The sequence below is a fragment of the Streptomyces griseomycini genome, assembly GCF_014203535.1.
GTDB classification, from domain to species: Bacteria; Actinomycetota; Actinomycetes; order Streptomycetales; family Streptomycetaceae; genus Streptomyces; species Streptomyces griseomycini.
Genome location: NZ_JACHJI010000003.1, coordinates 120,915 through 143,724, shown reverse-complemented (window position 1 = coordinate 143,724; position 22,810 = coordinate 120,915). Strand labels below are relative to the sequence as shown.

General features: G+C 72.5%; 21 protein-coding genes and 1 tRNA gene. 7 read left to right on the top strand and 15 right to left on the bottom strand.

Annotation, left to right across the window (positions count from 1 at the left end):
- Positions 1-118 precede the first annotated feature (118 nt).
- Positions 119-1,171, top strand: coding sequence for a M23 family metallopeptidase (locus tag FHS37_RS09555; protein ID WP_184819083.1), 1,053 nt, complete (start codon positions 119-121; stop codon positions 1,169-1,171).
- 20 nt (positions 1,172-1,191) lie between these two features.
- Here FHS37_RS09555 and FHS37_RS09550 read toward each other — a convergent pair whose 3' ends face one another.
- From FHS37_RS09550 to FHS37_RS09530, 5 genes are all read right to left on the bottom strand, one after another.
- Positions 1,192-2,079 (bottom strand): Cof-type HAD-IIB family hydrolase, encoded by an 888-nt coding sequence (locus tag FHS37_RS09550; protein WP_184819081.1) that lies wholly within the window; start codon positions 2,077-2,079, stop codon positions 1,192-1,194.
- A 106-nt stretch (positions 2,080-2,185) separates the two neighbouring features.
- A complete protein-coding gene (locus FHS37_RS09545) occupies positions 2,186-3,088 on the bottom strand; it encodes an LLM class flavin-dependent oxidoreductase (protein WP_184819079.1) in 903 nt (300 codons plus the stop codon).
- A 74-nt stretch (positions 3,089-3,162) separates the two neighbouring features.
- Positions 3,163-3,621, bottom strand: coding sequence for a hypothetical protein (locus FHS37_RS09540; RefSeq protein WP_184819077.1), 459 nt, complete (start codon positions 3,619-3,621; stop codon positions 3,163-3,165).
- 6 nt (positions 3,622-3,627) lie between these two features.
- Positions 3,628-4,176 (bottom strand): RNA 2'-phosphotransferase, encoded by a 549-nt coding sequence (locus FHS37_RS09535; protein ID WP_184819075.1) that lies wholly within the window; start codon positions 4,174-4,176, stop codon positions 3,628-3,630.
- A gap of 126 nt (positions 4,177-4,302) precedes the next feature.
- Positions 4,303-6,060 carry an SDR family oxidoreductase gene (locus tag FHS37_RS09530; RefSeq protein WP_184819073.1) on the bottom strand — a complete coding sequence of 586 codons (1,758 nt, stop codon included), beginning with the start codon at positions 6,058-6,060 and terminating at the stop codon, positions 4,303-4,305.
- A 151-nt stretch (positions 6,061-6,211) separates the two neighbouring features.
- Between FHS37_RS09530 and FHS37_RS09525 the strand changes: the two genes are divergently transcribed.
- The 5 genes from FHS37_RS09525 to FHS37_RS09505 all read left to right on the top strand — a co-directional run bounded on the left by FHS37_RS09525 (position 6,212) and on the right by FHS37_RS09505 (position 10,187).
- The gene (locus FHS37_RS09525; protein ID WP_184819968.1) at positions 6,212-7,228 is read left to right on the top strand and encodes an ABC transporter ATP-binding protein; all 1,017 of its coding nucleotides are present in this window, start codon (positions 6,212-6,214) and stop codon (positions 7,226-7,228) included.
- A complete protein-coding gene (locus FHS37_RS09520) occupies positions 7,218-8,132 on the top strand; it encodes an ABC transporter permease subunit (protein WP_184819071.1) in 915 nt (304 codons plus the stop codon). The genes FHS37_RS09525 and FHS37_RS09520 overlap by 11 nt, the downstream gene beginning before the upstream one ends.
- The gene (locus tag FHS37_RS09515; protein ID WP_184819069.1) at positions 8,129-9,040 is read left to right on the top strand and encodes an ABC transporter ATP-binding protein; all 912 of its coding nucleotides are present in this window, start codon (positions 8,129-8,131) and stop codon (positions 9,038-9,040) included. Before FHS37_RS09520 ends, FHS37_RS09515 begins: the two co-directional genes overlap by 4 nt.
- 10 nt (positions 9,041-9,050) lie before the next feature.
- Positions 9,051-9,770, top strand: coding sequence for an ABC transporter permease subunit (locus FHS37_RS09510; RefSeq protein WP_184819067.1), 720 nt, complete (start codon positions 9,051-9,053; stop codon positions 9,768-9,770).
- A 328-nt stretch (positions 9,771-10,098) separates the two neighbouring features.
- Positions 10,099-10,187 (top strand) — tRNA-Ala (locus FHS37_RS09505).
- A gap of 14 nt (positions 10,188-10,201) precedes the next feature.
- Here FHS37_RS09505 and FHS37_RS09500 read toward each other — a convergent pair.
- The 9 genes from FHS37_RS09500 to FHS37_RS09460 form a co-directional block, all read right to left on the bottom strand.
- Positions 10,202-11,014 carry an HAD family hydrolase gene (locus FHS37_RS09500; RefSeq protein ID WP_184819065.1) on the bottom strand — a complete coding sequence of 271 codons (813 nt, stop codon included), beginning with the start codon at positions 11,012-11,014 and terminating at the stop codon, positions 10,202-10,204.
- On the bottom strand, positions 11,011-12,288 hold the full coding sequence (gene serS / locus FHS37_RS09495) for a serine--tRNA ligase (RefSeq protein WP_184819063.1): 1,278 nt from the start codon (positions 12,286-12,288) through the stop codon (positions 11,011-11,013). Before serS ends, FHS37_RS09500 begins: the two co-directional genes overlap by 4 nt.
- Before the next feature lie 593 nt (positions 12,289-12,881).
- A complete protein-coding gene (gene pheA, locus FHS37_RS09490; protein WP_184819061.1) occupies positions 12,882-13,814 on the bottom strand; it encodes a prephenate dehydratase in 933 nt (310 codons plus the stop codon).
- 81 nt (positions 13,815-13,895) lie between these two features.
- Positions 13,896-15,194: an iron uptake transporter deferrochelatase/peroxidase subunit gene (gene efeB, locus FHS37_RS09485; protein ID WP_184819059.1), complete on the bottom strand. Its 1,299-nt coding sequence runs from the start codon at positions 15,192-15,194 to the stop codon at positions 13,896-13,898.
- A 6-nt stretch (positions 15,195-15,200) separates the two neighbouring features.
- Positions 15,201-17,399 (bottom strand): copper resistance CopC/CopD family protein, encoded by a 2,199-nt coding sequence (locus FHS37_RS09480; RefSeq protein ID WP_184819057.1) that lies wholly within the window; start codon positions 17,397-17,399, stop codon positions 15,201-15,203.
- 13 nt (positions 17,400-17,412) lie between these two features.
- Positions 17,413-17,937 carry a copper chaperone PCu(A)C gene (locus FHS37_RS09475; protein ID WP_184819055.1) on the bottom strand — a complete coding sequence of 175 codons (525 nt, stop codon included), beginning with the start codon at positions 17,935-17,937 and terminating at the stop codon, positions 17,413-17,415.
- Positions 17,934-18,590, bottom strand: a complete 657-nt coding sequence (locus tag FHS37_RS09470) for an SCO family protein (protein ID WP_184819053.1) — start codon at positions 18,588-18,590, stop codon at positions 17,934-17,936. The genes FHS37_RS09475 and FHS37_RS09470 overlap by 4 nt, the downstream gene beginning before the upstream one ends.
- Positions 18,591-18,685: 95 nt before the next feature.
- Entirely contained in the window at positions 18,686-19,435 is a 750-nt protein-coding gene (locus tag FHS37_RS09465; protein WP_184819052.1) for a YcnI family copper-binding membrane protein, read from the bottom strand.
- 225 nt (positions 19,436-19,660) lie between these two features.
- Entirely contained in the window at positions 19,661-20,473 is an 813-nt protein-coding gene (locus FHS37_RS09460; RefSeq protein ID WP_184819049.1) for a hypothetical protein, read from the bottom strand.
- Between the two features lie 220 nt (positions 20,474-20,693).
- Here FHS37_RS09460 and FHS37_RS09455 point away from each other — a divergent pair, with 220 nt between their 5' ends.
- On the top strand, positions 20,694-21,185 hold the full coding sequence (locus FHS37_RS09455; RefSeq protein WP_184819047.1) for an ATP-binding protein: 492 nt from the start codon (positions 20,694-20,696) through the stop codon (positions 21,183-21,185).
- 82 nt (positions 21,186-21,267) lie between these two features.
- Here the strand turns inward: FHS37_RS09455 and FHS37_RS09450 are convergent, their stop codons facing one another.
- Complete coding sequence (locus tag FHS37_RS09450) at positions 21,268-22,725, bottom strand: aminopeptidase P family protein (RefSeq protein WP_184819045.1); 1,458 nt, start codon at positions 22,723-22,725, stop codon at positions 21,268-21,270.
- Between the last annotated feature and the right edge of the window lie 85 nt (positions 22,726-22,810).

The following is a 22,810-nucleotide window of genomic DNA, read 5'->3' as shown; positions in this document are numbered from 1 at the left end:
ACCGCCCGGAGCACCGTTCGTCGGCAGGACGTGTCGCTGGTCCATCCGGGGTGAGGGATCCCCCATGCGTACGACCTGAACAGGACCGCGCGCCGGGGCGGGGGCAAGGATCGCAGGCATGCGTCTCACCCGCCGCCATCCGCTGCTCGTCGCCGTGTCGCTGTGCGCGCTCGCCGTGCTCGCCGCACGGCCCGCCGACGGCGACCACGCCCCCGGCCACGGCTCCGCGTCCGGCATCAGCGCGCAGGTGGCGCGGCTGTACGAGGAGGCGGCGGCGGCGACCGAGCGGTACGAGGCGGGGCGCCGGGCGGCCGAGAAGCAGAAGGCCGAGGTGCGGCGGCTGGAGAAGCGGCTCGACCGCGAGCGGCGGGAGATGGCGGGCCTGCACGAGGAGCTGGGGCGGATCGCCAGCTCCCAGTACCGGAGCGGCGGCGGACTGCCGCTCGCCGCGCACATGATCCTCGCGGACGACCCGGAGGAGCTGATGCGCGGACAGCGGGCCGTGTGGCAGGCGGAGCTGTCGCTCGACAGGGCGATCGAGAAGAGCGAGCGGGCCGAGGAGCGGCTCGCCCGGGACGAGGGCAAGGCCGCGGCGGCGTGGAAGGCGCTGCAGAAGCGGAACGCGGAACTCGCCGCCCTGAAGCAGGACATCGAGCGGAAGCTCGAAACGGCGCGGTGGAAACTCCAGGGCCAGGCCGACGCCTCGGTCGCGGCCGGCGCCTGCCGCGGTGCGGTCCGGCTCGAACAGCCGGAGACCCGGTTCACCACCTCCTGGGTGGCGCCGGTGGAGACGTACGCGTTGTCCGCGTCCTACGGCAGCGGCGGCGCGATGTGGGCGAACCGGCACACCGGGCAGGACTTCGCGGTGCCGATCGGCACACCGGTCCGGGCCGTGGGCGCCGGCACGGTGGTGAAGGTGTCCTGCGGCGGCGCCTTCGGCATCGAGATCGTGCTGGAGCACGCGGACGGCTACCACACCCAGTACGCCCACCTCGCCGCCGTCGCCGTCGACCAGGGCGACCGGGTCTCGCCCGGGCAGTGGATCGGCCAGTCCGGCACCAGCGGCAACTCCACCGGGCCGCACCTGCACTTCGAGGTGCGGGTCACCCCGGAGACGGGCTCGGCGGTGGACCCGGTGTCGTGGCTGGCCCGGCGCGGGGTGTCGCTCTGAGGGCCACGGCCGCCCGGGGGCTACGACCGCTCGTTCAGCAACTGCTCGATCACCACGGCCACCCCGTCGTCGTTGTTGGCGACCGTGCGCCCCGACGCGGCGGCGACGACGTCCGGGTGGGCGTTGCCCATCGCGAAGGACCGGCCCGCCCAGGTCAGCATCTCGACGTCGTTGGGCATGTCCCCGAAGGCGACGACCTCCTCGTGGGAGATGCCGCGCTCGGCGCAGCACAGGGCGAGCGTGCTGGCCTTGGACACGCCGGGCCCGCTGATCTCCAGCAGGGCGCTGGGGCTGGAGCGGGTGACGTTGGCGCGGTCGCCGACGGCGATCCGGGCCAGGGTGAGGAAGGCGTCGGGGTCGAGCTCGGGGTGGTAGGCGAGGATCTTGAGCACCGGTTCGTCCGCGGCGGGACCGTCCGGCCCCAGCAGCTCCTCGGCGGACCGGAGGACGTCCGGGACCTCCATGTGCAGCTTCGGGTACGCCGGCTCCTGGTTGAAGCCGTAGGTCTGCTCGACGGCGTACACCGTGCCCGGCGCGGCGTCGCGCAGCAGTCGTACGGCGTCCAGCGCGTTCTTCCGGGCCAGCTCCCGCACCTTCACGAAGCGGTGGGCACCGGGGCCGCCGTGCAGGTCGACGACGGCCGCGCCGTTGCCGCAGATGGCGAGCCCGTGGCCGTGGACGTGGTCGCTGACGACGTCCATCCAGCGGGCCGGGCGGCCGGTGACGAAGAAGACCTCGATGCCCGCCTCCTCGGCGGCGGCCAGCGCGGCGATCGTGCGGGGGGACACCGACTTGTCGTCGCGCAGCAGGGTGCCGTCCAGGTCGGTGGCGATGAGCCGCGGTGGGAGCACGCGGGCCGGGGTCTCGGGCTGTCGGGTCGCTGAGGTCACCCGGCCATTGTCCCGCATATGCCTGCACGGCCGTGCGGCACTCCGCACATCTGAGTGATTGACGACCTCACCAGGGCCGATGTGGGGAGAGGGGCCGCGGGCGGTGCCGGACCCGCCCGGCGGCTCACCGCAACTGCGCCGGTGCCTCCATCGCGATGCGCTCGAAGACCTTCTGGTCCGCCGCGAAGTCCGAGTCGGGGATGGGCCAGTGGATCACGATCTCGGTGAATCCCAGCTCGGCGTGGCGGCCCGCGAAGTCGACGAACGCGTCCAGGGACTCCAGCGGCCGACCCCGGTCCGGGGTGAATCCGGTGAGCAGGATCTTGTCCAGCTCGGTCACGTCCCGGCCGAGCTCGGCACAGGCGTCGGCCAGCTTCTCCGCCTGGCCGCGGATGGCCTGAATCGACTGTTCGGGGGTGCCGTTCTCGTACAGCCGGGGGTCCCCCGTGGTCACCCACGCCTGCCCGTGGCGTGCCGCCAGCCGCAGTCCGCGCGGTCCGGTGGCCGCCACGGCGAACGGCAGCCGGGGCCGCTGCACACAGCCGGGGATGGTGCGGGCCTCGTGCGCCGCGTAGAAGTCGCCCTCGTACGACACCGCGTCCTCGGTGAGCAGCCGGTCGAGCAGCGGGAGGAACTCCGCGAAGCGGTCGGCGCGCTCGCGCGGGGTCCACGGATCCTGGCCGAGCGCGGTGGCGTCGAAGCCGGTGCCGCCCGCGCCGATCCCGAGCGTGACGCGCCCGCCGGAGATGTCGTCGAGGGAGATGAGCTCCTTGGCCAGGGTCACCGGATGCCGGAAGTTCGGCGAGGTCACGAGGGTGCCCAGCCGCATCCGGTCGGTGACGACCGCGGCGGCGGTCAGGGTCGGGACGGCACCGAACCAGGGGCCGTCCCGGAAGCTGCGCCAGGACAGGTGGTCGTAGGTGTACCCCGTGTGGAAGCCGAGGTCCTCGGCGCGCTCCCAGGCCGTACGACTGCCCTCGTGCCAGCGGCGGTACGGGAGGATCACGGTGCTCAGGCGCAGACTCATGTCACCGAGCCTATGCGCCGCCACCGGTTTCACGTGAAACGATCAGTGCCCTCGTGCATCGCGCCGGTCCTCGCTCACCGCACCCGCGAGCTCAGCCACGGCGTGAGGACGATCATCGGGATGAGCTCCTTGTGCGTCCGGTCCCCGGGGAGCGGCACCATCAGGAAGTACCCCGGCGGGAAGCGCCGAGCCCGGACGTACGCCAGGCCGCCGAAGACGGAGCGGAGGAAGGCCGGCACGTCGTCGCGCGCGACGTCGGGGCACTCCACCCCCTCGACGTCGATCAACGCGTCGTCCTCGGGATAGAGCCGCACGCTCACCCGGGGCAGGCCGCCGAACTCGACGTAGGCCTCGTGGGGGAGGGAGCCGTCGGGGTCGGTGGTGACGCCGACGCCCGCGGCGGTGCGGCGCGAGGTCTGGTCGGCGCCGATGTCGTGGGTGACCTCGATCTCGCGCTCGTACGTCTCGGCGAGCGCCCGGAGGGCGGTGACGGCGGCCTCGGTCGTGGGCAAGTGGTCCATACCACCGATCATGCAGCTTCACCGGTCACCGGAGAACCTCAGATACCGAACGGGCACGGCCCGGGTCAGCCACACGCCGTTGGCGCTCACCCGGAAGACATGGCCGTCGCGGTGCATGGCGGCAGCGTCCACGGACAGGACGACCGGGCGGCCGCGACGGGCGCCCACGCGGGTCGCCGTCCCGCGATCTGCGGAGAGGTGCACGTCGTGCCGGCTCATCGGCCGCAGCCCCTCGGCGCGGATCGAGGCCAGGGCGCGGGCGACGGTCCCGTGGTACAGGCACGGCGGCGGCGTGGCCGGCGGCAGTCCGAGGTCGACCGCGACACTGTGGCCCTGGCTGGCGCGGATCCGGGTGCCCTCGACGGCGAAGCGCCGCTTGTCGTTGACGGCGACGACGTGGTCCAGCTCCTCCCGGGTGAACCGGAAGCCGTGTGCGGCCGCCGCGGCGATCAGCGTGTCGATCTCCACCCAGCCGCCCTCGTCGAGCGTGAGCCCGATCCCCTCCGGCTGGTGGCGCAGATGCCTGGCGAGGTACTTCGACACCTTCACGGTGCGTCCTTCGTTCATCCCACCAGACTGCAGGGAGAGACGTGAATCACGCGACGAATTTCATCCACCAGGTTTGATCCACAGACAAGTGCGTTTATCCACAAGAGAGTTGGGGTCTCCTGTGGACAACCGGTCCGACCGGGCTCACATCGGCGGCTTCACCCGCGCGATCCTCCGCAGCGCACCCGGCATCCACCGCGACAGCGCGTACGCCGTCCGCGCCTCCGGGGTGACCGGTACCACCGCCTCGTCGCGCACCACCGCGCGCAGGATCGCGGCGGCGACCTTCTCCGGGGGGTAGTTGCGCAGCCCGTAGAGGCGTGCCGCCCGTTTCCGCAGGCGCCGTTCCTCCTCGGCGTCCGCACCCGCGAAGCGGGCGGTGGAGGTGATGGCGGTGTTGACGAACCCGGGGCAGACCGCCGTCACGCCGATCCCCCGCCCCGCCAGCTCCGCGCGCAGGCACTCGCTCAGCATCAGCACCGCCGCCTTGGACGTGCTGTAGGCGGGCAGCGCCCTGGACGGCTGGAACGCCGCCGCCGAGGCGACGTTGACGATGTGGCCGCCCTGCCCGCGCTCGGCCATCCGCCGCCCGAAGAGCCGGCAGCCGTGGATCACCCCCCACAGGTTGACGTCGAGGACCTTCCTCCAGTCCTCCGGGGTGGTGTCGAAGAAGGAGCCGCCCAGGCCGACACCGGCGTTGTTCACCAGGACGTCCACCACGCCGTGCTCGGCGGTGACCCGCTCGGCGAGCTCCTCCATGGCCCGCTCGTCGGAGACGTCCGCCGTCTCCGCCCAGGCCGCCGCCGCGCCGCGGCGGCGGGCCTCCTCGGCGGTGCGGGACGCGGCCGGGGCGTCCCGGTCGACGGCGAGCACGCGGGCGCCCGCCTCCGCGAACGCGAGCGCGGTCGCCCGCCCGATACCGCTGCCCGCACCGGTGACCAGGACGAGCTGCCCGCCGAAGCGGTCGGCGTACCGGCCCGGAGCCGCCACCTCCGGCCGCCCGTCCTCCACGGACGTCACGAACTCGGTGATCCAGCGCACCAGCAGGTCGGGGCGGGTGCGCGGCACCCAGTGCCCGGCCGGCAGCGTCCGCCGGGTCAACCGCGGTGCCCAGACCTCCAGTTCGTCGTGGAGCCGCTCCGACAGGAACGCGTCCCCGAGCGGCGTGATGAGCTGCACCGGCGCGTGCGCGTAGGCGTCCGCGCGCGGGCTGCGCAACCGGGACCGTACGTTGTCCCGGTAGAGCCAGGCCCCGTGCGCCGCGTCCGACGGCAGGGACGGGGACGGACAGCCGCCGCCGGGCACCTTCCCGGCGCGCTCCAGGATCCGCGGCCAGCTCCTGCCGAGCGGGCCGCGCCAGGCGAGTTCGGGCAGCACGGGCGTGTGCAGCAGGTACACGTACCAGGACCTGGCGCCCTGGCCGAGCAGCTGGCCGACCCGGCGCGGGGTGGGACGCTTCAGCCGGCGGTCGATCCAGTGCCCGAGGTGGTCCAGGGACGGTCCGGACATCGAGGTGAAGGAGGCGATCCGTCCCTCGGTCCGCCCGACGGTGACGAACTCCCAGGACTGCACCGAGCCCCAGTCGTGCCCCACCAGGTGCACCGGCCGGTCCGGACTGACCGCGTCCGCGACCGCCAGGAAGTCGTCGGTCAGCTTCTCCAGGGTGAATCCGCCCCGCAGCGGCCGCGGCGCGGTGGAGCGGCCGTGACCCCGGACGTCGTACGCCACGACGTGGAAGCGTTCGGCGAGGCGCGGCGCGACCTCGGACCAGACCTCCTTGCTGTCGGGGTAGCCGTGCACCAGGACCACCGTCGGCCGGTCCGGATCACCCAGCTCGGCCACGCACAGCTCGACCCCGTCCGTGCGCACCCGGCGCTCCCGCGCGCCCCTCATCCCCGTCACACCGGCGAATGTGGCAGTCGTTAGAGAGCCCGTCAATAGCGCCCCACGGCCGGCGCCCCCGCGGCCCGTGCCCCGGCCCGTGGACACCTCTCAGGCAGGACCCCCTACGGGCCCGTACGACTCCAGGGGGACCCCAAGACGGCTCTCCGGTCTGACGACCGGGGTGGCGGGGGTCACTACCGTCGACGACGTGACTGTGATCGCGACCGAAAGCCTGAGCAAGCGGTTCCCCCGGGTGACCGCGCTTGACCGGCTCTCCGTGGACGTCGGGCCCGGTGTGACCGGACTCGTCGGAGCCAATGGAGCCGGCAAGTCCACACTGATCAAGATCCTGCTGGGTCTGTCACCCGCCACCGAGGGCCGCGCCGAGGTGCTCGGTCTCGACGTCGCCGCCAAGGGCGCCGCCATCCGTGAGCGGGTCGGCTACATGCCGGAGCACGACTGCCTGCCGCCGGACGTCTCGGCCACCGAGTTCGTCGTCCACATGGCGCGCATGTCCGGCCTGCCGCCCACCGCCGCGCGCGAGCGCACCGCGGACACGCTGCGCCACGTCGGCCTGTACGAGGAGCGCTACCGCCCCATCGGCGGCTACTCCACCGGCATGAAGCAGCGCGTGAAGCTGGCGCAGGCCCTGGTGCACGACCCGCAGCTGGTCTTCCTGGACGAGCCGACCAACGGCCTCGACCCGGTCGGCCGCGACGAGATGCTCGGCCTGATCCGCCGCATCCACACCGACTTCGGCATCTCGGTCCTGGTCACCTCGCACCTCCTGGGCGAACTGGAGCGCACCTGCGACCACGTCGTCGTCATCGACGGCGGCAGGCTGCTGCGCTCCAGCTCCACCACGGACTTCACGCAGACCACCACGACCCTCGCGATCGAGGTCACCGACACCGACGAGCACCCGGACGGCACCCGCGCGGTGCGCGACGCGCTGCACGCGCGCGGGGTGACCGTCGAGGACGGCAGCGGACTGCCGGGCGCCGGACACGTCCTGCTGCTCACCGCGCAGGGCGAGGAGACGTACGACCTGGTCCGCGACGTGATCGCCGACCTCGGCCTCGGCCTGGTGCGCATGGAGCAGCGCCGGCACCACATCTCCGAGGTCTTCAGGAGCGGCGACGACAGCGACGAGCAGCGGAAGGAGGCGGTCGGCCATGGCAACTGAGCAGCCCATGCAGACACCGGCCACGGCACCGGGTGACACCCGCATCCACAACATCGGCTACCGCTCCTACGACGGCCCCCGCCTCGGCCGCTCCTACGCCAGGCTCTCGCTGTACTCGCAGTCCCTGCGCGGCTCCTACGGCCTCGGCCGCTCGGTGAAGTCCAAGGTGCTGCCGATGCTGCTGTTCGTGGTGATGTGCGTGCCCGCGGCCATCATGGTGGCCGTCGCCGTCGCCACCAAGGCCAAGGACCTGCCCGTCGACTACACGCGCTACGCGATCATCATGCAGGCCGTGATCAGCCTGTACGTCGCCTCGCAGGCGCCGACGTCCGTCTCGCGCGACCTGCGCTTCAAGACCGTGCCGCTGTACTTCTCGCGGCCCATCGAGACGGCCGACTACGTGCGCGCCAAGTTCGCGGCGCTGGCCTCGGCCCTGTTCATCCTCACCGCCGCCCCCCTGCTGGTCCTGTACGTCGGCGCCCTGCTGGCCAAGCTCGACTTCTCCGACCAGACCAAGGGATTCGCACAGGGACTCGTCTCCGTGGCACTGCTCTCGCTGCTCTTCGCCGGCATCGGCCTGGTCATCGCGTCGGTCACCCCCCGCCGCGGCTTCGGCATCGCGGCCGTGATCGCCGTCCTGACCATCTCCTACGGCGCGGTCTCCACGCTCCAGGCGATCGCGGAGACCCAGAGCAGCGGCGACGCCATCGCGTGGATCGGCCTGTTCTCGCCGATCACCCTCATCGACGGCGTGCAGTCCGCCTTCCTGGGCGCGAGCTCCGCCTTCCCGGGCGGGGTGGGGCCGAGCAACGGCGAGGGCGTGGTCTACGTCCTCTTCAGCCTCGGCCTGATCGCCGCCAGCTACGGCCTCCTGGTGCGCCGCTACAAGAAGGTGGGAATGTGACCACGCTCTCCCTCGACCACGTCTCCCGCTGGTTCGGCAACGTGGTCGCCGTCAACGACATCACCATGACCATCGGCCCCGGCGTCACCGGCCTGCTCGGCCCCAACGGCGCGGGGAAGTCCACCCTCATCAACATGATGGGCGGCTTCCTCGCCCCCTCCACCGGCACCGTCACCCTCGACGGACAGCAGGTGTGGCGCAACGAGCAGATCTACAGGCACATCGGCGTCGTCCCCGAGCGCGAGGCGATGTACGACTTCCTCACCGGCCGCGAGTTCGTCCTCGCCAACGCCGAACTGCACGGCCTGGGCGCCAAGGCCGCCCAGCAGGCGCTGGCCACGGTCGAGATGGAGTACGCGCAGGACCGGAAGATCGCCACGTACTCCAAGGGCATGCGGCAGCGCGTGAAGATGGCCTCCGCGCTGGTCCACCAGCCGTCGCTGCTCCTGCTGGACGAGCCGTTCAACGGCATGGACCCGCGCCAGCGCATGCAGCTGATGGACCTGCTGCGGCGCATGGGAGACGAGGGCCGCACCGTGCTGTTCTCGTCCCACATCCTCGAAGAGGTCGAGCAACTCGCCTGGCACATCGAGGTCGTCGTCGCCGGGCGGCACGCGGCCAGCGGTGACTTCCGCAAGATCCGCCGCCTGATGACGGACCGTCCGCACCGCTACCTGGTGCGCTCCAGCGACGACCGCGCGCTCGCGGCCGCGCTGATCGCCGACCCGTCCACGTCCGGCATCGAGGTGGACCACGCCGAGGGCGCGCTGCGCATCCAGGCCGTCGACTTCGGCCGCTTCACGGCCCTGCTGCCGAAGGTCGCGCGCGAGCACGGCATCCGGCTGCTCACGGTCTCGCCGTCGGACGAGTCCCTCGAGTCCGTCTTCTCGTATCTGGTCGCGGCGTAGGAGGCCGAAGATGTACGACCCCACCGTCGCCCGGCTCACCTACCGGGCCCTGCTCGGCCGTCGCCGGGCCCTCATCCTGGGCGCGCTGCCCCTGCTGCTGATCGCGATCTCCCTGGCGGTGCGCGCCCTCGCCGGGGCCGACGACCAGACCGCCGCCGACGTCCTCGGCGGACTCGCGCTCGCCACCATGGTGCCGATCATCGGTGTCATCGCGGGCACCGGCGCGATCGGTCCCGAGATCGACGACGGCTCGGTGGTGTACCTGCTGTCCAAGCCGATCAAGCGGCCCACCATCATCTACACCAAGCTGATCGTCGCGATCGCCGTCACCATGGTGTTCTCGGCGGTGCCCACGCTGATCGCGGGCTTCGTCCTGAACGGCAACGGCCAGCAGGTCGCCGTCGCCTACACCGTGGCCGCGCTGGTCGCCTCCATCGCGTACGCGGCGCTCTTCCTGCTGCTCGGCACGGTCTCCCGGCACGCGGTGGTGTTCGGCCTGGTCTACGCGTTGGTCTGGGAGGCGCTGTTCGGCTCCCTGGTGCCCGGCGCGCGCACGCTGAGCGTGCAGCAGTGGTCGCTGGCCGTGGCCCAGGAGGTCTCCGGCGGTGAGCTGATCACCTCGGACGTGGGCCTGACGACCGCGACGATCCTGCTGGCGGCGGTCACCGTCCTGGCCACCTGGTACGCCGGCCAGAAGCTGCGCGCGCTGACGCTCGCCGGCGAGGAGTGAGAACCGTCCGCTCCGGCGGGGCCCGCCGACGCGGGTGGCGGCGCCGCTGACCGGGGCAGCGGCGCCGCCCGGCGGTTTATTCGGTGGCGCCCGAACCGCCCGCCGGGCAGAGTGGTGGTGTCCGCATCGCCGGGAACGTCCGGTGTCCATGTGCCGGGAAGGGAGCGGGACGATGTCCATGCACGGCAGTACGTCCGGTTCCCGTCAGGGCGGCCCGCGGCGGACTCCGGAGTAATCCCCACCGCTCCGTCGAGTCCGCCCCGCACGGGGAGCCGCCCGGGGCGGCCGCTTCGAGCACGCGCGTTCGCGTCGCGTGGGCCGCCCACCCGGAGGATTGGCCGAGTGGTAAGGCACTGGCTTGGCTCAAGCCGTGGTCGGGCGCAAGAGCCCGCGCACGTTCGATCCGTGCATCCTCCGCAGGACGCCGGGCGTCAGCCCAGCAACCGCTCCAGGACCACCGCGATCCCGTCCTCCTCGTTGGAGGCCGTCACCTCGTCGGCCACCGCCCGCAGTTCCCGGTGGGCGTTGGCCATGGCCACGCCGTGCGCGGCCCAGGCGAACATCGGGATGTCGTTGGGCATGTCGCCGAAGGCGATCGTCTCCGCCGCCCTCATGCCCAGCCGGCGCGCCGCCAGCGACAGCCCCGTCGCCTTGGACAGCCCGAGCGGCAGCAGCTCGACGATGCCCTCGCCCGCCATGGTGACGGTGACGAAACCGCCCGCGGTGCGGGTGGCCGCCTCGGCGAGCTCGTCGGAGGACAGGTCCGGGTGCTGGATGTACAGCTTGTTCAGGGGCGCCGCCCACAGGTCCGAGGCGTCCGTGAACGGTGTCGCGGGCAGCGCGCCCACGACCTCGTAACCGGGGCCGACCAGCACCTCGCCGTCCAGCCCGTCGCGGCTCGCGGCCAGGTGCAGCGGACCGACCTCCGCCTCGATCTTGGCCAGCGCCACCCCGGCCAGCTGCCGGTCCAGCGTCACCGAGGTGAGCAGGCGGTGCGCGCCGGCGTCGTACACCTGGGCGCCCTGGCCGCAGACGGCGAGGCCCCGGTAGCCGAGGTCGTCGAGTATGGGACGGGTCCAGGGCACCGCGCGGCCGGTGACGACGATGTGCGCGGCGCCCGCCGCGGTGGCCGCGGCGAGCGCGTCCCGGGTGCGCCGGGACACCGAGTGGTCGTCGCGCAGCAGGGTGCCGTCGAGGTCGGTGGCGACGAGCCGGTACGGGAAGGGAGAGGGGGCCGCGCTCACTTGGCGACCGGTTCCAGGATCTCCCGCCCGCCCAGGTACGGACGCAGCACCTCCGGCACGCGCACCGAGCCGTCGGCCTGCTGGTGGTTCTCCAGGACCGCCACGATCGTGCGCGGTACGGCGCACAGCGTGCCGTTGAGCGTGGCCAGCGGGCGCACCTGCTTGCCGTCCCGGACGCGGATCTGCAGCCGGCGGGACTGGAACTCGGTGCAGTCCGAGGTCGAGGTCAGCTCGCGGTACTTGCCCTGGGTCGGGATCCACGCCTCGCAGTCGTACTTGCGCGCGGCGGAGGAACCCAGGTCGCCCGAGGCGACGTCGATCACGCGGAACGGCAGCTCCAGCGAGGTCAGCCACTGCTTCTCCCACTCCAGCAGCCGCTGGTGCTCCGCCTGCGAGTCCTCCGGAGCGACGTAGGAGAACATCTCCACCTTGTCGAACTGGTGGACGCGGAAGATGCCCCGGGTGTCCTTGCCGTGCGAGCCGGCCTCGCGGCGGAAGCAGGGCGAGAAGCCGGCGTAGCGCAGCGGCAGCCGGTCGGCGTCGATGATCTCGTCCATGTGGTACGCGGCGAGCGGCACCTCGGACGTGCCGACCAGGTAGAGGTCGTCCTTGTCGAGGTGGTAGACGTCCTGCGCGGCCTGGCCGAGGAAGCCGGTGCCCGCCATGGACTGGGGGCGGACCAGCGCCGGGGTCAGCATCGGCGTGAAGCCGGCCGCGGTGGCCTGGGCGATCGCCGCGTTCACCAGGGCGAGCTCGAGCAGGGCGCCGACACCGGTGAGGAAGTAGAAGCGGGAGCCGGAGACCTTGGCGCCGCGCTCGACGTCGATGGCGCCGAGGATCTGGCCGAGCTCCAGGTGGTCCTTGGGCTCGAAGCCCTCGGCGCCGAAGTCGCGGATCGTGCCGTGCGTCTCGAGGGTGACGAAGTCCTCCTCGCCGCCCACGGGGACGTCGGGGTGGATCAGGTTGCCCAGCTTGAGCAGGAGGTCCTGGGTCTCGGCCGCGGCGGCGTCCCGGTCGGCGTCGGCGGCCCTCACGTCGGCCTTGAGCTGCTCCGCCTTCTTCAGCAGCTCGGCCTTCTCGTCGCCGGCCGCCTTGGGGATGAGCTTGCCGAGCGACTTCTGCTCGGCGCGCAGCTCGTCGAAGCGGACGCCGGACGACCTGCGCCGCTCGTCGGCAGACAGAAGGGCGTCGACGAGCGCGACGTCCTCTCCACGGGCGCGCTGCGAAGCACGCACACGGTCGGGGTCCTCACGAAGCAGGCGAAGGTCAATCACGCGGTCAAGGCTACCGGTGCGGTGCGGCGGCCCACGACTCACTTGTCGCGGCAGAACGGTCCACTTTCCGTTATGGGTGAATTGCGCAATGCGGTTCGTCGCGTCAAGGGAAGGGGGTGCTTCTCCCTGGTGCGGGTGGGGCCGCAGGCCGCCGGTTGACCCGAACTCCTTGGCGCGCACGACATTTGGAGCTCGGTTGTCCACAGGTGTCCACACCCCTGAAAAGTTATCCACAGGGTGTGGGGAAGATCTGTGGACTTCGGAACCGACCCCCGAAAGGGGTCTCGAACCTCAGGATTCTGTGCACAAACTCCCCGCGACCTCACTTTTGAGTGGAAAGAGTTCACCCCAAAGGATTGATCAGGGGAAAAGGGTGGACGAAAGTGATCCACGGGGAGAGAGGTGTGATCACGGCTCGCAGGGTGATATGTCGACCGAATGGGGCGCACCTGTCGACTTGTCCCCAGGTCGAGAAGTGCGCCTGTGGATAACTTCTGTGGACAACGGCGATCAACAGGTGGGACAGATACCGCCCGGACGGCCCGGGCCGTCCGCACCGGCCGGACCTCCGTCCGCACCGACCGGGGTCTCCGTCAGAACCGGCCGTCCTGGCACCGCGCCACCCAGTCCGCCGCGCCCACGAACTCCTCGTCCGAGGTGCCGGGGAGCGGAGGCCGCACCTCACCCGCCCGCACATCCGCCCGCGGGTACGAACCGAGGAAACGCACCTGCAGGCAGATCCGCTTCAGTCCCGTCAGCGCCTCGGCCACCCGGCGGTCCGAGATGTGACCCTCGGCGTCGATGCAGAAGCAGTAGTTGCCGATGCCGGCCCCCGTCGGCCGGGACTGGAGCAGCATCAGGTTGATGCCCCGCGTGGCGAACTCGCCCAGCAGGTCGCGCAGGCCGCCGGGGTGGTCGTCGCGCTGCCACAGCACGACGGAGGTCTTGTCGGCGCCGGTGGGTGCCGCGGGCCGGGCGGGCCGGCCGACCAGCACGAACCGGGTCTGGGCGTTCTCCGCGTCGTGGATGCTCGTCTCCAGGGCCTCCAGGCCGTACCGGGCGGCGGCGAACTCACCTGCGAAGGCGGCGTCGTACCGGCCCTCCTGGACCAGACGCGCACCGTCCGCGTTCGAGGCGGCCGATTCCCAGTGGGCGTCCGGGAGGTGGGTCTTGAGCCAGTTGCGGACCTGGGGCTGGGCGGCCGGGTGGGCGGTGACCGTCTTGATGTCGGACAGCTTGGTGCCCGGACGGACGAGCAGCGCGAAGGTGATCGACAGCAGCACCTCGCGGTAGATCATCAGCGGGGTGCCCGCGACCAGTTCGTCGAGGGTGGTGGTGATGCCGCCCTCGACGGAGTTCTCGATGGGGACGAAAGCGGCCTCGGCCTCGCCGGCGCGGACCGCGTCGAGCGCGGACTGCACGGACACGTACGGGATCAACTCCCGGGTGGCGGCCTCGGGAAGCGTGCGCAGGGCGACTTCGGTGAAGGTTCCCTCGGGACCGAGATACGCATAGCTCGCTGGCATGACCTCACCCTAATGCGACCCGCGTCGGTGACGGCCCCGGATGCGTTCCCGGGGCCCCCGGAGGGTGACGCGGGACGGTTCTCACCCCTCGAGCAGCCGCTGCCCCACATACTCGCCCTCCGCCGCTCCGCCCGGCACCGCGAACAGTCCGCTCGCCTCGTGCCGTACGAACGGCGTCAGGGCGTCGCCCCGGTCCAGCTTCCGCTGCACCGGCACGAAGCCGCGCAGCGGATCGGCCTGCCAGCAGATGAACAGCAGACCCGCGTCCGGCACACCGTCCGCGTCGATGCCGTCGTGGTACGAGAACGGGCGCCGGAGCATCGCCGCGCCGCCGTTCTGGTCGGGGCGGGTGATCCTGGCGTGGGCGTTGAAGGGGACGACCAGGTTTCCCTCGGCGTCCGTCTTCTCCAGGTCCATCTCGGAGGTCTCGGTGCCCCCGGACAGCGGCGCTCCGTCGGACTTGCGGCGCCCGATGACGTTCTCCTGCTCCTTGAGCGGGAGCTTCTCCCAGTCGTCCAGCAGCATGCGGATACGGCGGACGACGACGTAGGAACCGTTCGCCATCCAGGCGGGCTCGCCCTCCTCCGGGACGAAGATCCGCCGGTCGAAGTCGGAGTCGGCGGGCTTGGGGTTGCGGGTGCCGTCGACCTGGCCCATCAGGTTGCGGGCGGTCATGGGGTGGGCGGTGGCGCCCGGTGAACGGTTGAAGCCGTTCATCTGCCAGCGCACCCGGGCGGCCGACCCCGCGTCCTTCTGGACGGCACGCAGGGCGTGGAAGGCCACGAGGGCGTCGTCGGCACCGATCTGCACCCACAGGTCGCCGTTGCTGCGCGCCTTGTCGAGGCGGTCGGAGGAGAAGTCGGGCAGCGGGTCCAGGGCGACCGGGCGCTGCTTCTCCAGGCCGGTGCGCGCGAAGAAGCTGTGGCCGAAACCGAAGGTGAGGGTCAGCGAGGACGGGCCGGCGTCCCGGGCCACACCGGTGTCGTCCTGGCCGCTCGGCTCACCCGCCATCAGCCGGCGGGCCGTGTCCGACCAACGGCGCAGCAGGGCGGCCGCCTCCTTGCGGCCGGCGCCGGGCGCAAGGTCGAAGGCGATCAGATGGCCGCGGGCCTGGAGACCTTCGGTGATGCCGGGCTGGTGTTTCCCGTGGAACATCACCCGCCCGGTGCCCACCGAGGTCAGCGGAGTGGCCCCGGCGGGCGCCGCCGCGTGTCCCGCGGCCGCCCCGCCCGCCGCGCCGAGCACGAGCCCGGTGGCGCCGACGGTGCCGAGCAGCCGGCGCCGGGACATGCCCTTCCCCGCGGTCCCGGTGGTCTGTGCGACGGCCCCCTCCCGGGGCGCCTCCGGGGTGCGGGCCTGCGGAATGGACTGGTCAGCCATGGTGGTTCAGCCGATCTTCGCGTTCTTGGAGACGGTCACCTGGTCGATGTCGGACGTCCGCACGGTCACCTCGATCTTCCAGTCGCCCGCCATGGGGATCTGCACGCCGCTCGCCGACCAGTGTCCGGTGGTGATGCGGTCGGGGACGACCGGCAGGGGGCCGATGTCCTCGGCGGAGAGGGTGAAGGCGACCTTCACCTCGGGGACGTCGAAGGCCTCGCCGTCCGTGCTCTCGACGTAGACGTGCAGGTCGTTGTCGCCCACCCGCGCGGGGGCGAGGTCGATCGTGACGACGCCCTCGCCGTTCTCGCCACCGGTGTCGAACGGCATGTTCAGGGTCACCGCACCGGTGGCCCGGCCGGGCGCGGCGGACGACGAGGACGAGACGGAGGCGGCCGCCTGGGCCTCCTGTTCCGTGCGCCCCGGCTCGGTCTGCGTCAGCACGGTGGTGACGGCGAGCAGGACGACGGCGACGCCCGTCTCGGCGAGCACGGAGCGGCGCAGACCGAAGCGGTTCGGGTCGGCGTCCCGCAGCCGCTTCTGCCGGGCGGTCTCCATCGCGGCCCGCTGCCGGGCGAGCTGGGCGGCCCGCGCGGAACCCGCCCCGCCCTGCCGGCCGGTCCCGGCCGACTTCACGGTCCCGGCCCGGTCCTCGGCCCCGGTCTCCTCCCCGGGGCCGGTCCGCTTTCCGTGCCCGGCCTCCTTCCCGGATGCGGCCGGGCCTCCGGCGCCGGTGCTCCCGCCGTGCCCGGCCGACCCACCGGACCCGGCTTCCTCACCGGTTCCGGCGCTCCCTCCCGTACCGGTTCCTTCCCCGGCCCCGGCCTTCCCGGTCCCGGCCTCCTCGGTCCCGGCCTCCTCGGTCCCGGCGGCTCCGTGCCCGGCGGCCGCGGTCCGCCCCGCGCCGGGCCGCTTCGCGGACACGGCACCCGCGGGCTCCTTCCGCTCCTCCCCGTCCCGGGAGGCCACCGCCGGCGCCTGCGCCAGCCGCGCCGTCCACCGCCGCGAGACGGAGGCGATCGCGACCAGCACCACGACGATCCCGATCTTGACCAGCAGCAGCTGCCCGTACCGGGTGTCGGTGAACGCCGACCAGGAGCCGAGCTGCCGCCAGGACTGGTAGGTCCCGGTGGCGACGAGCGCGACCACGCTGCCGAACGCGAGCCGCGAGAACCGCTGCACGGCGACCCGGTCGACCGGGCTGTCGGCGGGCGCCCGGTAGAGCGCGACGAGCAGGGCGGTGAGCCCGCCGAGCCAGGCGGCGACGGCCAGCAGGTGGACGACGTCGACCGGCATGGCGATCCCCGCCTGGAGCCCCTGGGAGGCGTGCTCGGACATGGCCCAGCTCGCGGCGATCCCGGCCGCCACGACCGCACCCCCGATCGCCAGCCCGAAGGTCAGGTCCCGCCTCTCCTCGTCCTCCCGCTTCTCGTACGCCCCGAACAGCACCGCGATGAACAGCGCGGCCGCGGCGAGCAGCAGCAGCCGGGACACCAGCGACGCGCCGGTCTTGGTCTGGAGCACGTCCCCGAGCAGCGTCAGGTCGAAGACGTCGCCGACCTTCCCGGAGCTGGTGTACGAGCCGCGCAGGAGCAGCAGCGCGAGCGTGGCCGCGGTGAGCGCGAGCCATCCGGAGACGACCAGCCGCTGCACCGCCCGCACTCCGGAGCCGCGCGGCCAGCAGGCGAGGACGAAGGCGGCCCCGCCCACCATGACGACGAACCCGGCGTACGACACGTACCGGCCGAAGCCGTACAGCCATCCGACCGGCCCGTCGTCGGCGGCCTGGGCGGAGACCGGGACGGAGGTCTCGGAGGGGGCGCCGACGGAGAAGGTGAAGGCACCGGCGACGGGGTGACTGTCCGCCGACACCACCTGGTAGGCCACGGTGTACGTGCCGTCGGGCAGCCCGCTGAGCAACTGCACGGAGTACGTGGTGCCGCTCGGGTTGGCCGGGGCGCCCTTGTCGACCCGCTTGCCCTTGGGGTCGAGCACGCGAACGGCGTCGTCGCTCACCGCGATCGGTTCGGAGAAGGTGAGCGAGACCCGGGTGGGAGCCCGGTCCACCACTGCCCCCTGCCGCGGATCGCTCCCGGTCAGCGCGGCGTGCGCGGAGGCGGGAGCGGCTCCGGCCAGGAGCGCGCCGGCGACGGCCAGGAACAGCAGCACCAGGGTCCGCACGCGGGGGGCGATGGTCTGGGTCACGGGGGTGTCTCCCTCAGTGTCCGGTCTCGTGTCCGGTCTTGTGCGCGGTGTCGTGTCCGGTGTCCTGCCCGGTGCCGTGTCCGGCCTTCGGCGTGTAGGTGGCGGGTTTCACCGGGATCTCGACCGTGACGGGGTCGGACCGGTCGAAGCGCAGCTCGACGGAGACCTTCTGACCCTGCTTCGGCTTCCGCTTCAGCTGCTCGAACATCAGGTGGTTGCCGCCGCTCTCCAGCACCAGGCTCCCGTGGGCCGGGATGTCGAGTCCGTCGACCTCCTGCATGGCGCCGTCGACGGTCTCGTGCACGGTGACCTGGCCGGCGACGTCGCTGCTGACGGAGGTCAGCCGGTCCGCCGCGTCGCCCTCGTTGGTGATGGTGAGGAAACCGGCCGCGATGTCCGACACCGGCTGCGGCATGTAGGCCGAGCCGACGGACAGCTCCGCGGTGCCGCCGCCGGAGCCCGAGCCGTCCGGGTCGCCGCACCCGGCCAGGGCCAGCGCTCCGGCGACGACCAGGGTCGAGGCCGCACGGAGCCTCACGGGTTCTCACCCTCGATGATCTTGGGGAGGTCCTCGGCGTAGTCCTCGACGGTGGCGTCCTCGCCGTAGAGGACGTAACCGCCGTCGGTCTTCGGGGAGAAGGCGATGACCTGGGTGCCGTGGTCGGAGACGACCTTGCCCTTGTCGTCCTTGCGCGGCGGGTCGATCGAGATGCCGAGGGTGCGGGCGCCGGCCTGGACGGTGGCGAAGTCCCCGGTCAGCCCGACGACCTGGGAGTCGATGCCCTTGAGCCACTTGCCGAGCGCGGCGGGGGTGTCCCGCTCCGGGTCGGTGGTGACGAACACGATCCGCAGCTCGTCCTGCTGGTCCTGGGGCAGCTGCTTCTTGGCCACCGCGATGTTGTTCATCGTCAGCGGGCAGACGTCGGGGCAGTGCGTGTAGCCGAAGTAGATCAGCGTGGGCCTGCCCGCGGTCTCCTCGCGGAAGTCGTACTCCTCGCCGTTCGTGTCGGTGAGGACGAGGTCCGGCTTCTCGAACGGCTTGTCGAGCACGGTGGCCGCCTTGTCGGAGCCGGCCTCCTCGGAGACCACGGCGACGGGGTCGCCGCTGCCGCCGTCGTTGCTGCCGCAGGCCGAGAGGGTCAGGGAGGCGGCGGCGAGCAGGGCGGCCGCCGCGAAGGTCTTCTTGCGCATGAGAGGTGTCCTGAAGGGTGAGGTGCTCCGGCGCGCACCGGGAGGCCACGGGGGCCGTGGCCGGCCCGGTGCGCGCCGTGGGGAAGAGGACGGGGTCAGGCGGAGGTGCGCCGACGTCCGGCCAGTACGCCGTAGGCGACGCCCGCGGCACCGATGACGATGCCGGCGCCGCCCAGGACGCGTGCGGTGGTGTCCGTGCCGCCGGAGTCGCCGGAGCCGGACGCCGTGGTGTTCTCGGCGGCGGCGTTCTCGGCGGACCCGGCGCCGTCCTCGGCCCCGTCGTCGTCCGAGGCGCCGTGGGAGTCCTCCGAGGCCGCCGACAGCGCGAGGACGGGCGCCGGGTGCTCGGGCTCCTCCTGGCCCTCCTGCGGCACCTCGATCCAGCGGACGACCTCCTTGTTGGAGTACGTCTGCAGGGCCTTGAAGACGAGTTCGTCCGCGTCCTCGGGCAGCGTGCCGACGGACACCGGGAACTTCTGGAAGAAGCCGGGCTCGATGCCGTCGCCGTCGGCGGTCCAGGTGACCTTGGTGACGGCCTCGTTGATCTTCTTGCCGTGCATCTCGAGCGGCTTGTCCAGCTCGGACTTGGTGACCTCGATGTCCCAGCCCTGGACCGGCTGCGGCATCACGGAGGCCAGCGGGTGGTCCGTGGGGAAGGTGACCTCGAGCTTGGTGGTCGAGGCGTTGTCCCGCTCGTTGGGGACCTTGAAGTTGACCACCGCGTAACCGCCCTTGGCGGCCTCCCCCTCGGGCTGCACGCTGACGTGCGCGAAGCAGGGGGTGGACACGGCGAGGACGGCGGCGCCGGCGGCGGCGCCGACGGCGGCGATACGGGAAGCCTTCATGGCAGAAGCACTCCGCTTCGGTCGATGGTTCGCTGACGGTGAGGGACACGCGCCCGTGGCGAGGAGATCTCCCGGTCTCCCCGGAGGGATCTCCACGGAGGGATGCGCACGGGAGGACTCGGGCGCGGTGGAACCGGACGCACGCGCGCGTGCCGCACGCCGGCGTCCCCCTCTCGGCCTCCTCGACCGGGGAACCGGTGAGGGCGGAGTGGCGGTCGCGGCGCGTCAGGCGGCGAGGGCGAGTGCGGTGGCGGCGGCCGGCGGGCCGCGGCGGATCACCGTGTGCTGGAGCGCGGTGGTGCGGAGCGCGGGCGGCGCGAGCAGCGCGGTGCGCGGCGCGCGGGGGCCCGCTCCCGGCGCTGCGGGGAGCCCGGCGCGCAGGGCCCGCACCAGGGCGAGCGCCGCGCGGAGGGACCGTACGAGGGCGCCCTCGGCGACGCCGTGCGCCGACAGTTCGGCGAGCCGCAGCAGGGCCAGGTCGCCGCGGCGCAGCAGCCAGCCCGCGGCCATCGCCGCGAGGACGTGGCCGAGCAGCATCGGCAGCGACGGCAGCAGGGACGCCGGGGCACCGGCGGTGGTGGACAGGGCGTCCGCCGGGGTGTGCGCCGTGCCCGGGTGGATCCGCGCGTCGGTGAGGATGCGGTGGGCCTGCGCGGGGCTGAGCGCCGCCGCGGAGGGTCCGCACACCAGCCGCGCGGCCTGCTCGACCAGTGCGGCGTCGGAGAGGGCGGACGACGCGCCCGCGGGGGGTGCGGCGGTGCCGTGCTGCCCGAGGCCGAACAAGGTGTGCAGTGCCGTCTGGCCGGCCGTCAGCAGCGCCGCGATCACCGGCAGGGAACGCGGGCGCCCGGCGAGCGGCGCGGCGACCGCGACCGCCACGAGGAACCCGGCGACCAGTGTCCACAGCGGAACGGTGGCGCAGGAGGCGATGCTGTGACCTGCCCCGGCCAGCACGACGCAGACCGCGGCGAACACCGCGGCCCGCAGGACCCGGAGCGCTCGTCCGGAGCGTGTCATGCGCGCGTGGGGGGCAGTCATGGCGGGCTCATCATCGCATTGGCCCGCCGGTCGCCGTACGGCAGGTCCGCAAGATGAGGTACGACCGGAAGGTCACTTCTGTCACGAGCCGTCCCGCATACACCGGCCGGCTCCGCGACACACCCGCCATATGGGCGGTGTCACGTCAACTTCACGCTTACAAGTGAGTACGCAGGGCAATACGTAACGGTATGTCGAGCCGCGGCCGGGAGGCTGGAGCATGAGCATCTGGTGGTCACTCCATCTGCGGCGCGATGCCGCGAGCGTGCCGCTCGCCCGACGCCTGCTGCTCGGCACCATGGAGACCGCCGGCGTCGACCCCGACGTCTCCTACGACCTCTCCGTCGCCCTCAGCGAGGCGTGCGCGAACGCCGTCGAGCACGGCGGGGACGCCGCGCGGGGCGGCGGCTCGGAGGCGTACCGGGTGACCGCCTACCTCGACGGCGAGAAGTGCCGCATCGAGGTCGCCGACGCGGGCCCCGGCTTCCCCGCCGGCCCCGCGGAGACCGCGGGCGCCCCGGGCGTCGCGGGCCGTTCCCGCCCGTCGGCCTGTCCCGCACCGCTCGACGCGGAGCACGGCCGGGGCCTCTGCCTCATCCAGGAGCTGGCCGACCACGTCCACATCGGCAACAAGCCGGGCCGGGGCGGCGCGGTGGTGAGCTTCGACAAGATCCTGAAGTGGCGCGAGGACGCCCCGCTCGTGGCGGTGTAGCGCCGCTCGTGGCGGTACGGCGCCGGCAGCCGTCCCCCGCGGCCGGGCACCCGCGGGCACCCGGCCGTCCCCGTCCGGCGCGTCAGCCCCTCAGGGAGGCCATCCACGCCTCGACCTCGTCCGACCGACGGGGCAGCGCGGCGCTCAGGTTCCGGTTGCCGTCCTCGGTGACCAGGATGTCGTCCTCGATGCGGACGCCGATGCCCCGGTACTCCTCGGGCACGGTCAGGTCGTCGGCCTGGAAGTACAGGCCCGGTTCGACCGTGAGCACCATGCCGGGCTCCAGCGTGCCGTCGACGTAGGTCTCGGTGCGCGCGGCGGCGCAGTCGTGGACGTCCATGCCGAGCATGTGACCGGTGCCGTGCAGCGTCCAGCGGCGCTGCAGGCCCAGCTCCAGCACCCGCTCCACCGGACCCTCGACCAGACCCCACTCGACCAGCCGCTCGGCCAGCACGCGCTGGGCGGCGTCGTGGAAGTCGCGGTACTTGGCACCCGGCTTCACCGCCGCGATCCCGGCCTCCTGGGCGTCGTACACGGCGTCGTAGATCTTCTTCTGCAGCTCGCTGTACGTCCCGTTGATCGGCAGCGTGCGCGTGACGTCGGCCGTGTAGTACGTGTGCGTCTCCACGCCCGCGTCGAGCAGCAGCAGGTCGCCGGAGCGGACCGGGCCGTCGTTGCGCACCCAGTGCAGGGTGGTGGCGTGCGGGCCGGCGGCGCAGATGGAGCCGTAGCCGACGTCGTTGCCCTCCACGCGGGCGCGCAGGAAGAACGTTCCCTCGATGTACCGCTCGCTCGTCGCCTCGGCCTTGTCGAGGACCTTCACGACGTCCTCGAAGCCGCGCACGGTGGAGTCGACGGCCTTCTGCAGCTCGCCGATCTCGAAGTCGTCCTTGACCAGCCGCATCTCGGAGAGGAAGACGCGCAGCTCCTCGTCGCGCTCGGCGGTGACCTTGTCGGTCAGTGCCGCCTCGATCCCGGCGTCGTGGCCGCGCACGACGCGCACCGGGCCGGTGGCCTCGCGCAGCGAGTCGGCCAGTTCGCGCACGTCGGAGGCGGGGATGCCGTACAGCTTCCCGGCCTCGGTGAGGGAGTGGCGGCGGCCGACCCACAGCTCGCCCTGGCCGTCCAGCCAGAACTCGCCGTTCTCCCGGTCGGAGCGCGGCAGGAGGTAGATCGTCGCGGTGTGGCCCTCGCCCTCGGGCTCCAGGACCAGGACGCCGTCCTCGGTCTGGTTGCCGGTGAGGTAGGCGTACTCGACCGAGGCGCGGAAGGAGTACTCCGTGTCGTTCGAGCGCGTCTTCAGGTTGCCCGCGGGGATCACCAGGCGCTCGCCCGGGAAGCGGGCGGACAGCGCGGCGCGGCGGGCGGCGGTCTCGGCGGCCTGGGGGATCGGCTCCAGGTCGCGCAGCTCGGTGTCGGCCCAGCCGCTCTTCATGTTCTCGGCCAGCTCGTCGGACACGCCCGGGTACAGGCCGTTCTTGCGCTGCTTGATCGGCTCTTCCTCAGCGGTCTCCGGGGTCTCCGGGAGCTCCTCCGCCACGGTCATCCTCCTCGATAGGGCACTGGACCTCCCCCGAGCTCTCCGGCTTCGCTCGAGCAGGGGGGCCTCATCATCGTACGGTCGC